The organism is Xanthomarina sp. (assembly GCF_035306705.1).
Taxonomy (GTDB): domain Bacteria; phylum Bacteroidota; class Bacteroidia; order Flavobacteriales; family Flavobacteriaceae; genus Xanthomarina.
In genome coordinates, this window is record NZ_DATGNO010000064.1 from 21,657 (window position 1) to 28,973 (window position 7,317).

5 protein-coding genes are annotated in these 7,317 nt (G+C 36.2%); 2 read left to right on the top strand and 3 right to left on the bottom strand.

The features are described 5' to 3' along the window. Positions 1 to 63 precede the first annotated feature (63 nt). Together VKY47_RS05425 and VKY47_RS05430 are read left to right on the top strand one after the other, a co-directional pair. On the top strand, positions 64 to 2,736 hold the full coding sequence (locus VKY47_RS05425; protein WP_324311014.1) for a T9SS-dependent M36 family metallopeptidase: 2,673 nt from the start codon (positions 64 to 66) through the stop codon (positions 2,734 to 2,736). A 69-nt stretch (positions 2,737 to 2,805) separates the two neighbouring features. Further along, positions 2,806 to 3,255: a nucleoside deaminase gene (locus VKY47_RS05430; RefSeq protein WP_324311016.1), complete on the top strand. Its 450-nt coding sequence runs from the start codon at positions 2,806 to 2,808 to the stop codon at positions 3,253 to 3,255. Here VKY47_RS05430 and VKY47_RS05435 read toward each other — a convergent pair. The 3 genes from VKY47_RS05435 to aspS form a co-directional block, all read right to left on the bottom strand. Beyond that, the gene (locus tag VKY47_RS05435) at positions 3,252 to 3,503 is read right to left on the bottom strand and encodes a hypothetical protein (RefSeq protein WP_324311018.1); all 252 of its coding nucleotides are present in this window, start codon (positions 3,501 to 3,503) and stop codon (positions 3,252 to 3,254) included. The genes VKY47_RS05430 and VKY47_RS05435 overlap by 4 nt on opposite strands. Further along, positions 3,503 to 5,302, bottom strand: coding sequence for a chloride channel protein (locus VKY47_RS05440; protein ID WP_324311020.1), 1,800 nt, complete (start codon positions 5,300 to 5,302; stop codon positions 3,503 to 3,505). Before VKY47_RS05440 ends, VKY47_RS05435 begins: the two co-directional genes overlap by 1 nt. A 182-nt stretch (positions 5,303 to 5,484) precedes the next feature. Further along, complete coding sequence (gene aspS / locus VKY47_RS05445; protein WP_324311022.1) at positions 5,485 to 7,239, bottom strand: aspartate--tRNA ligase; 1,755 nt, start codon at positions 7,237 to 7,239, stop codon at positions 5,485 to 5,487. Positions 7,240 to 7,317: the final 78 nt, after the last annotated feature.

The following is a 7,317-nucleotide window of genomic DNA, read 5'->3' on the forward strand; positions in this document are numbered from 1 at the left end:
TATAATAATAAGAAGATGGAGCTTATATTTGTATAATTCAAATTAAAAAAACTAACAAATAGAATGAAAAAAAATTACATCCAAAGATTATTAGTTGTTGGTATGTTATTTTTTGGATTAGTAGGTTTTGCGCAGCATAATCTTGCTAATTCAGAGTATAGCAGCATTATCAAAACTTACTTAATCAAGAACCAAGCAGCTTATAACCTGACGGCTAACGATATTCAGGATTTATATGTTACTAATGAGTACTTTTCAAAAAGTACAAAAATCAATCATGTATACGTTAATCAACGTTATCAGGGGATTGATATTTATAATGCTGTTTCTAGTGTTGCAGTAAAAGACAATGTTGTTTTTTATTATGCTAATAGCTTTATAAGTGAAATCAGTCAAAAAGCAAACACCATAACGCCTCAAATCAATGCACAACGTGCTTTGGAAAACGCGGCTGCGCAATTGAATCTAGGAAGTGTTCAAGGGTTAGAATTAATTTCAGCAAAAGGCAATGAGTTTGTCTATAACGGTGCAAATGTTTCTCAAACTAATATTCCAGTTAAACTAGTGTATTTCTACTCAGAAGAGCAAGGCACTTTAAAATTGGCTTGGGATTTAAACATCGATACTTTAAGTGGAAAAAATTGGTGGAGTGTACGAGTAGATGCCGTAACTGGTCAAATAATCGATACTACTGATTGGGTATTATCTTGTGATTTTGGCGATGGTGATCATTCTAACCATACGTTCCACGCAAACTCTAAAGAAGACTTTTCTTTATTTAGAGCTAATTCTTTTGTAGCCGACGGGTCTCAATACAATGTTTTTGCATTTCCAGTTGAAGCTCCTAGTTTTGGAGGAAGAACTTTATTGACGTCTCCTGCAGACGATGTAGCTTCACCATACGGTTGGCACGATACCAACGGTGCTGCAGGTGCAGAATATACAATTACTAGAGGAAATAACGTATATGCTTACGATGATACAGCGAATACAAATAATCCAGGTTATTCCCCTAATGGAACAGCAGCTTTAAATTTTAATTTTCCATTAAACTTAAGTCAAGAACCAATAGGATATCTAGATGCCTCTGTTACAAATTTATTTTACGTGAGCAACGTCATGCACGATGTATGGTACCGTTACGGTTTTGATGAAGTTTCTGGAAACTTCCAACAAAACAACTATGGCAATGGCGGATTAGGTAACGATGCTGTTCGCGCAGAAGCTCAAGATGGAGAAAGTGTAGGTAATGCTAATTTTGCAACCCCAACTGATGGGGGTGCTCCTAGAATGCAGATGTATTTATGGCCTGCTCCGGGAGGAGTTCAAAACCTAGTAACTGTAAACAACACATCTATTGCTGGACCATATCAAGCTGTTAACCCTGCAACAACGCCTCCAAACACCATTATGGGAATTGGCGAAACACCTGTAACAGGAGATTTAGTAGTTGTTAGTGCAGGCTCTTCAGTTCCGATTGAAGGTTGTGCTGCACTTACCAATGCGGCTAACGTAGCTGGTAAAATTGCCATTGTTATGAGAGGAGATTGTCCTTTTGTAGATAAAATAAGAAATGCGGAAAATGCGGGTGCTATTGCTGTTATTGTAATAAACCACAACAATCCAACTAACGATCCAGCTTATACACCTTATGTGAACATGGCAGGAGAGCCAAATCCATTATTTACTATTCCTTCCGTATTTATGAGTTATGCTGATGGTCAAATTTTAATGAACGCCATTCAAACGCAAACAGTTAGTGTTACTTTACAAGGAACAGGAGTCTATATGCGAGATGGTAGTTTCGACAATGGAATTATTGCTCACGAATATGGACACGGTATTTCTACGAGATTAACAGGAGGACCAAGTACTAACTGTCTTGGAGGGATATTAAATAAAGAACAAATGGGTGAAGGTTGGTCAGATTGGTTCGCATTAATGCTTACCATGAAACCAGGAGATCAAGCAGAAGACGCCAGAGGTATGGGAACCTATGCCGTTGGACAACCAACAAATGCGCTTGGAATTAGATTGGCACCTTATAGTACAGATTTTGCCATTAACGATTATACATATGGAGATACAAATGATACTCAAAATGTTGTTAGTCCTCACGGAGTAGGCTTTGTTTGGGCTACTATGTTATGGGACTTAACTTGGGCTTATGTAGATAAGTATGGTTTCGACCCAGATTTATATACAGGAACAGGTGGAAACAACAAAGTGATGCAAGTAGTTATCGATGGATTAAAATTACAGGGTTGCCAACCGGGCTTTGTAGTAGGTAGAGATGCTATTTTAGCTGCCGATACAGCTATGGGCGGAAAGGATCAATGTTTAATTTGGGACGTGTTTGCTAGAAGAGGTGTTGGTGTAAATGCTAGCCAAGGAACATCTTTTAGTATGACAGACCAAACTGAGGATTTTACAACACTTCCAGATACAGATCCTAGTTTAGTTAACTGTACAACTATTGGAATTGAAGAGTTTAACACTAGTAGCTATAAAGTATATCCAAACCCAACCAATGGACGTTTGTTTATTAAAACTGCTAAAAACTACGGTCAAGTAACCCTTACTATAACAGATATTAACGGAAGACAAGTGCTTTCTAAAAAAGTAGAGTTATTTAACCAAGTAGAAATGGATATTAATAACTTGCAATCTGGAATTTATATTTTAAATATAGATGGAGAAGGATTTAGTGCAAACCATAAGGTTATTAAAAACTAAGTAAATTTTTAAATTGAATTATTAAAGACAGCTATAGGTTTATAGCTGTCTTTTTTTATTTTTACATGTATGGAAAATTTGTTCGACGACGTCTATTTTATGAAAAAAGCATTACAAGAAGCAGAGGCTGCTTTCGAGAAAGGTGAAATTCCTGTGGGAGCAGTAATAGTAGTGGATAATCGTATTATTGCTAGAGCCCATAATTTAACCGAGCTTTTAACAGATGTAACAGCCCATGCCGAGATGCAAGCTATTACGGCTGCCTCTAATTTTTTGGGAGGTAAATATCTTCACAATTGCACACTTTATGTAACTCTGGAACCTTGCCAAATGTGTGCAGGGGCTTTATATTGGAGTCAAATAACTAAAATAGTCTATGGCGCTAGAGATGAAGAAAGAGGATGTATTGCATTAAAAACCAAATTGCATCCAAAAACCGTGATGCTTGGAGGTGTTTTGGCTGAAGAAGCAACAGAGCTCCTGAAGCGATTTTTTATAGAAAAAAGAAATTTAAATTAAGTGTCTTTTCGTTCTCTATACTCTCGCATTTTATCTAAACTATCTTTAGTAATCATATAGTCCTTAAAGCTTCTGTCTTTCCATCTATAGTATGAAAATAATGGGAATACAATAATAAACAGTCCAACAACGCCAAAACCAATAAGCTTTTGTGAATAATCTGTTTCTAAAACATATCCTAAAACAATACCACCCACAGAAAGGATAAAAAAGAAAAGCGTGATGTATTTAATCAGTGAAGGTTTCATTAGGTAAAGTTAAGTAATTCGCGTCTATACGCCGTTAATAATTTAGATTTTGAAACAAAGCCATAATATTTTCCATTTTTAATTACAGGTAAATTCCAAGCATTGGTATCTTGAAACTTCTGCATTACTTGGCTCATATTATCCTTGTCATAATTTATAAAACCTGGTGGTAATTGCATAAAAGTTTCCACCGAAGTCGAATTGTATAATGTTTGGTCAAACATGATGCTTCTAATATCATCTAAAAGAATAATACCCACCAAGACATGATCATCATCCACTACAGGAAATAAGTTTCGATTGGATTTGGAAACGCCCTTGTAGAGCATATCTCCAAGAGACATTTCAGGTCGAAGGGAGATGAAATCTTTCTCTATCACACTATCTAAATTCATAGTGGTTAAAACATTCTGGTCCCTATCATGGGTTAATAAATCTCCTCTTTCGGCTAACTCCTTGGTGTAAATGGTATGTTCCATATAGTTTTTAGTAATTAAGTAGGAAATAGCTACCGTAATCATAAGCGGTAAAAACAATTCGTAACCTCCAGTAATTTCAGCAATTAAAAAGATAGCTGTTAAGGGTGCATGGATTACCCCTGCAATTAACCCTGCCATTCCAACCAAAGTAAAATTAGATTCGGATACTTGATGGCCAAGACCTATGTTATTAACTATTTTGGCAACCACATTTCCTAAAGCACTTCCCATTACCATAGTTGGTACAATAACTCCTCCAACTCCTCCGGCAGCAAAAGTGGTGGTCATAGCTATGGCCTTAAAAACGGTAAATCCGATTAAGAGTATAATGACTACCCAAATATTGTCTAGATATTTATCGAAAAGATTAGTACCTAAAGCACTTAAATAATTCCCTTCAAAAAGATCTTTTGTAAAACTTAAACCTTCCCCATAAAGAGGTGGAATAAAATACAGCATGACCCCAATAGCAAAGCCTCCCACTAAAAGTTTGGTAAACTTGTTTTTAAACCTGTCAAAAAAGGCATAGACCGCAAAGTAAATTTTAGTGAAATATATGGAAGCCATTCCAGTGCCAAGCCCTAAAATTATATAAAAAGCGGTATCTCTAATGGTGAATTTATCAGTTACTGCAAAATCAAAAAGAACTTCATCTCCCAGAAAAAAGTAGGAGGTCAACACCGAAGAAATTGAGGCAATTAATAAAGGTAATAATGAAGCAAAAGTCAAGTCGAGACTAAACACTTCAACAGCGAAAACAATAGCAGCAATAGGCGACTTAAACATGGAAGCAATCGCTCCAGCAGTAGCACAGGCAATAAGTAAAGTCCTGGTTCTTTTATCTACTCGCAATAACCTACTTAAATTAGAACTTATAGCAGACCCCGAAGTCATTGCTGGTCCTAAGAGTCCTACAGAACCACCAAACCCAACGGTTAAAGGAGCTAGAATAATGGGGTGATAAATAAGTTTGTAGGACAGTAACCCTTTTTGTCTTAAAAGAGAATATAAAAGTGAAGGAACTGCCCGTTTTATAAATCGAGGAACCGATGGGGTCATTCCTTTTCTAAACAAATACTTTTTAATAAGGTAAACCAAAAACAAACCTATAAAAGGTAAAATAAAATACAGTTGATTTTCAGAGAAAACAATCCCCTTTTTCAAGAATACCTGAATGGAATAAGTAATGTTTTTTAGGATTAATGCCGCTATACCAGTAGATAAACCCACAAAAATGCTCAATAGTAAAACAAAGTTTTTTTGCGAGATATGCTTATATCTCCAAACTGTAAATTGTTTAATAAAACTGTTCACATTCATTTAAAATGGCAAGTTGGTTTATTTAATTAGTCATTGCAAAATAGGCATAGGTGTATAATACAAACAAGATAACCGTAAGTATTACTGCTATATATAAGACAATTTTAACAATCTTCTTTCTCATAATCTAAAACTACTAAAAAAATTGTCCCGATTGCTATCGGGACAAGTTTAATATGTTGTTATGACTTTAAGTTAAGTTTTAAACTTAGCTCTTCTAGTTGTTTATTGTCTATTGGAGCGGGAGCATCGATCATGACATCACGTCCAGAATTATTTTTAGGGAATGCAATAAAATCTCTAATGGTTTCTTGACCTCCAAGAATGGCAACCAATCTATCCAATCCAAAAGCCAAGCCGCCATGTGGAGGCGCTCCATATTCAAAAGCATTCATTAAGAAACCGAATTGTGCTTGAGCTTCCTCTTCGGTAAAACCTAAATAATCGAACATTAAGGCTTGTGTTTTTTTATCGTGAATACGAATAGATCCACCCCCAATTTCATTTCCATTTAATACCAAATCGTAGGCATTGGCTTTTACGTCTCCAGGATTTGTAGCCAATAGTTCTAATTGTCCGGGTTTTGGTGCTGTAAATGGATGGTGCATGGCATGGTAACGCTCAGTTTCTTCATCCCATTCTAAAAGAGGGAAATCCATTACCCAAAGTGGTGCAAATTCGTTAGGTTTGCGTAAACCTAGGCGTTCTGCTAATTCCATACGTAAAGCACTTAATTGCGCACGTACTTTGTTTTTATCTCCGGAAAGTACACAAACTAAATCGCCTGGTTTGGCACCGGTTTTTTCAGCCCATTTGGCCAAATCGTCTTGATCGTAGAATTTATCAACAGACGATTTATAAGTTCCATCTTCATTACAGCGAGAATAAATCATTCCTAAAGCACCCACTTGAGGACGTTTTACCCAATCAATTAATTGGTCTATTTCTTTTCTTGTGTAAGCATTTCCTCCAGGAACGGCAATCGCTACAACCAATTCGGCAGAATTAAATACGCCAAAATCTTTGTGTTGAGCAACTTCATTTAATTCCCCAAATTCCATCCCAAAACGAATGTCCGGCTTGTCGTTTCCGTATAAACGCATGGCATCGTCGTAGAGCATTCTTGGGAATTGATCAATTTCAACGCCATTCACTTCTTTTAAAAGATGTCTGGTTAAACCTTCAAAAGCATTTAATATATCTTCTTGCTCAACAAAGGCCATTTCGCAGTCTATTTGTGTAAATTCTGGCTGTCTGTCTGCACGTAGATCTTCGTCTCTAAAACATTTTACTATCTGAAAATATTTATCCATACCACCAACCATCAACAATTGTTTAAAGGTTTGCGGGCTCTGTGGAAGTGCATAAAATTGCCCTTCGTTCATTCTACTTGGAACTACAAAATCTCTAGCCCCTTCAGGTGTGGATTTAATTAAATAAGGAGTTTCAACTTCAATAAACCCTTCGTTAGACAGATAATTTCTAACTTCTTGAGCGACTTTATGACGGAAAATCAAGTTGTTTTTTACCGGATTTCTTCGAATATCTAAATAACGATATTTCATTCTAATATCTTCGCCACCATCCGTTTTGTCTTCAATAGTAAAAGGCGGAAGTAGGGATTCGTTTAAAACAGTTAATTCAGAAACCAATATTTCTACATCACCAGTAGCCATATTAGGGTTTTTAGAAGCTCGTTCAATAACAGTTCCTTTAACCTGAATTACGAATTCCCGTCCTAGTTTTTGCGCCTGTTCTATTATGGCTTTAGGCGTGCGTTCTTCATCAAAAACTAACTGCGTAATGCCATAACGGTCGCGTAAATCAACCCAAACTATAAATCCTTTATCACGAGATTTTTGTACCCAACCAGAAAGTGTGACATCGTTATTGATATGTGATGCTCTTAATTCACCACACGTATGACTTCTATACATAAGTTTAAAATTTGAACTTGCCTGTTTTTACCTCAAGTTATTAAATAGGTTGCAAATTTAAGGAAGTTAACCGATTAT

Bases quoted from the DNA above. Each gene is read 5' to 3' on its own strand.
- VKY47_RS05430 (WP_324311016.1), top strand. From the start codon at position 2,806: ATGGAAAATTTGTTCGACGACGTCTATTTTATGAAAAAAGCATTACAA.
- VKY47_RS05435 (WP_324311018.1), bottom strand. From the start codon at position 3,503: ATGAAACCTTCACTGATTAAATACATCACGCTTTTCTTTTTTATCCTT.
- aspS (WP_324311022.1), bottom strand. From the start codon at position 7,239: ATGTATAGAAGTCATACGTGTGGTGAATTAAGAGCATCACATATCAAT.
- VKY47_RS05440 (WP_324311020.1), bottom strand. From the start codon at position 5,302: ATGAATGTGAACAGTTTTATTAAACAATTTACAGTTTGGAGATATAAG.
- VKY47_RS05425 (WP_324311014.1), top strand. From the start codon at position 64: ATGAAAAAAAATTACATCCAAAGATTATTAGTTGTTGGTATGTTATTT.